The organism is Rhizobium sp. SVR5-9E (assembly GCF_056755095.1).
Window position 1 is genome coordinate 1 of sequence record NZ_JBNDHS010000185.1, and the last position, 3,558, is coordinate 3,558.

Consider the following 3,558-nt stretch of genomic DNA (forward strand, 5'->3'; position numbering starts at 1 on the left):
TGTCACCGCCACCTGGCTGCGCGAAGCACCGCTGCTCGGTGTGACCGTGCTGCTTGGTTCGATTTGTATCTATGCGCTGCTCGGTGCACTGATTCACCTGCGCAGCCTGCCGTCGATCGTCGTGACGCTCGGCATGAGCTTCGTCTGGCAGGGACTGGCGATCCTCGTGTTACCCAAACCCGGCGGCAAGGCGCCGGAATGGCTTCAGGCGATCACGTCCTTCAAGCCGCCCTTCATTCCTTTTCCGATCGTCGCCGCTGTCGTCATTGCCGCCGTCGTCTATTTTGGCCTGATGCGGACCTCCTACGGAGTCATCTTGCGCGGTTCGGGCGGCAATCCGGCGGCGCTAGCGCGGGCCGGCTGGTCACTTTTGCGCACCAAGATCACGCTCTTTGCGCTGGCCGGAAGCTTCGGCGTACTCTCGGGCCTGACGCTGATCGGCATTACCTCGTCCGGCGATGCCAATATCGGGAATGGCTATACGCTGCTGTCGATCGCCGGCGTCATCCTCGGCGGCGGTGAATTCATGGGAGGGCGCGTGTCGCCGATCGGCGCGGTCATCGGCGCGCTGACGCTGGCGCTTGCCGCCTCGTCACTGCTGACCTTCATGCATATTCCGCCGGACTGGCAGGTGGCGGCGAATGGTGCGATTCTCATCATCGTGCTTGCCGCTCGCGCGCTCATCAGCCGCAAGGAGGCATGACATGCCGCAATTGAAAGTGCTTGCCGCAAAGCCCTGGATTTGGTCCTTCGTCGGCGCTCTCGCCGCCTGGCTCGCTACCATTGCATTTACCGGCGGCTACGGCGCCGGCGGCATGCTAACGGCCGCCTTCTCGCTTGCCGTCTTCATGGTCATCGTCGGTACAGGGCAGATGTTCGTCATCACCCTTGGCCCCGGCAATGTCGATCTATCGCTGCCGGCCAATATCGGGCTTGCCAGCGCCGTCGCGATGAAGAGCATGGACGGGCAGGACAGCATGATCCTCGTCGGCCTGCTTGCCGCACTCGCCAGCGGTGCTGCGGTCGGCGTCGCCAACTATCTGCTGATCTGGGCGCTGCGCATTCCGCCGATCATAGCGACGCTCTCGGCAAGCTTCATCATCCAGTCGATCGACATCAGTTATGGACGCGGCCTGCAGATCAAGCCACCGACAGGTTTTGCCGAATTCACCAATCTGCAGATGTTCGGAGTTCCCTTGCTGGCGCTTCTCGCCGTCCTCTTCACGCTGGGTGCCGGCGTTGCGCTCCACCGGATGATCTACGGGCGCTCGGTGCTGGCGATCGGGCAGAATATCCGCGCCGCCTGGCTTGCGGGCGTGCATGTCGAGCGCATCCGTTTCCTAACCTATACACTCTCGGGCACGCTCGGCGGTCTGAACGGGGCACTGCTGGCCGGCTATTTCCGCGGCGCAAATGTAGATATTGGCAATGAATACCTGCTTTCCTCAATCGCCGTCGTCGTCATCGGCGGAACCTCTGTCGCGGGCGGCAAGGCTAACATTCCGGGCATCTGGGGAGCTGCCCTTTTCCTCGTGCTTCTCCTGACCATGCTCAACACATTCGGCGTTAGCGCCGGTGTGCGCCTGCTGCTCACCGGCCTTATCATCGTTGGCGTCATCACCGCTGCCGGAGGCAAGCGTTCGTAGGATCTTGGGCCCTCCTATTCGGCGTCTCAGCCATTTGGCTCAGGGTGACGCCGCCCACTCGAAGCCGCCAATCTAATTGCTGCCGGAGGACAGTCAGCAAAGCTCGTTGCTTGCGGGCTTCGCTCGATAGCTCAGGGGCTTCCAAGGGCACTCGGCAGGTTTGGCAGCCGGTGCTATCACTGACACTGAGTAGAGATACCGGGCTGGAGCATCGTTTTCAAGCGATAGGCAGAGGCCCCCTATGCTGACCGGCCTCCCCAGTACCACCTGGTCAGGCCGAGCGTGGCGGCCTGTCGAGTACAATCTTGATTGCCAGTGGTCAATCACCGTCGACCGGCGGGAAGGCAAGGAGCCCGTGGAATATCCCACGCCGGAACTCGAGGCGGTGCTGGGCAAGACGCTTGGCGTGCCCTTGTTCCAGGAAAGCGCCATGCGGGTGGCGATGGTCTGCGCCGGCTTTACCGGCGGCGAGGCCGACCAGCTGCGCAAGTCGATGGCGACCTTCAAGTTCACCGGTGGCGTCTCGCGGTTCAAGGACAAGCTGGTGTCGGGGATGGTGAGGAATGGCTACACGCCGGAATTTGCCGAAAAGACGTTCTCCCAACTCGAAGGCTTTGGCTCCTATGGATTCCCGGAGAGCCACGCGGCTTCGTTTGCGCTGATTGCCTATGCCTCCAACTATGTGAAATGCCACTACCCGGACGTTTTCTGTGCGGCGCTGCTGAACTCGCAGCCGATGGGATTTTACGCGCCGGCGCAGATCGTCGGCGACGCCAGGGCGCATGGCGTCGAGGTGCGGCCGGTCTGCATCAATAGGTCCCGATGGGACTGCACGCTTGAGCGGATCGGCAATTCCGGCCGGCACGCCGTCCGGCTCGGTTTCCGGCAGGTAAAAGGATTGGCAGTCGCTAACGCCGCGCGGATCGTCGCGGCGCGCATGAACAGCCCCTTTGCCTCGGTTGACGATATGTGGCGTCGATCGGGCGTACCGTCGGAGGCGCTTGTCCAGCTTGCCAAGGCCGACGCCTTTCTGCCGTCGCTGAAACTTGAGCGCCGGGATACACTCTGGGCGATCAAGGCGCTGCGCGACGAACCGCTGCCATTGTTTGCAGCCGCGGCCGACCGGGAAATGACCGCCATTGCCGAGCAGCGGGAGCCGGACGTCGCGCTTCGACAGATGACGGACGGGCATAACGTCATCGAGGACTACAGCCATACCGGGCTGACACTACGGCAGCATCCGATCGCCTTCCTGCGCAAGGATCTCGCGGCACGCAACATCATCACCTGCGCCGAGGCGATGAATTCGAGGGACGGGCGATGGGTCTATACATCAGGACTTGTCCTGGTACGGCAGAAGCCGGGATCGGCCAAGGGCGTCATGTTCATCACCATCGAGGATGAGACCGGGCCGGCCAACCTCGTCGTCTGGCCGACCCTCTTTGAAAAACGAAGGCGGATCGTTCTCGGATCCTCGATGATGGCGATCAATGGCCGCATCCAGAGGGAAGGGGAGGTCGTCCATCTCGTCGCGCAGCAGCTGTTCGACCTGTCAGGCGACCTGGTCGGCCTTGCAGATCGCGATGAAGAGTTCAAGCTGCCAACCGGCCGCGGCGACGAGTTTGCCCATGGTGGCGGGCCGGATCCGCGGGACGAGCCGAGGCCGGTTATCGCTGCGCGCGACATGTTCGTGCCTGACCTTCATATCGATACGTTGAAGATCAAGGCACGGAATTTTCATTGAATGCGTTAGCTTATATCTTGGTCGCGGCAGACGAGTCGAAATCATAACCGCTGCGGCCTACGCCGGATGGATACCTGTCGCTCAAGGAGCTCTGACCTGCCACTGAACTTTCATCCGACTGCGATTAGAGCCTCGGCGGCTTTCAATAGGCCAAATGGCGCGGTGGGA

The 3,558-nt window shown here is 62.0% G+C and carries 2 protein-coding genes and 1 pseudogene; all 3 read left to right on the top strand.

All coding sequences use genetic code 11. The annotated features are described in order from the left end of the window. Positions 1-703, top strand: a 703-nt coding sequence (locus ACPYOJ_RS34010) for an ABC transporter permease (RefSeq protein WP_481420173.1), incomplete at its 5' end; no start/stop codon positions are given. 1 nt (position 704) lies between these two features. Beyond that, the gene (locus tag ACPYOJ_RS34015) at positions 705-1,646 is read left to right on the top strand and encodes an ABC transporter permease (RefSeq protein ID WP_481420174.1); all 942 of its coding nucleotides are present in this window, start codon (positions 705-707) and stop codon (positions 1,644-1,646) included. Positions 1,647-1,980: 334 nt separating this feature from the next. After that, positions 1,981-3,390: pseudogene (locus ACPYOJ_RS34020) on the top strand (helix-hairpin-helix domain-containing protein); the annotation flags it as partial. Between the last annotated feature and the right edge of the window lie 168 nt (positions 3,391-3,558).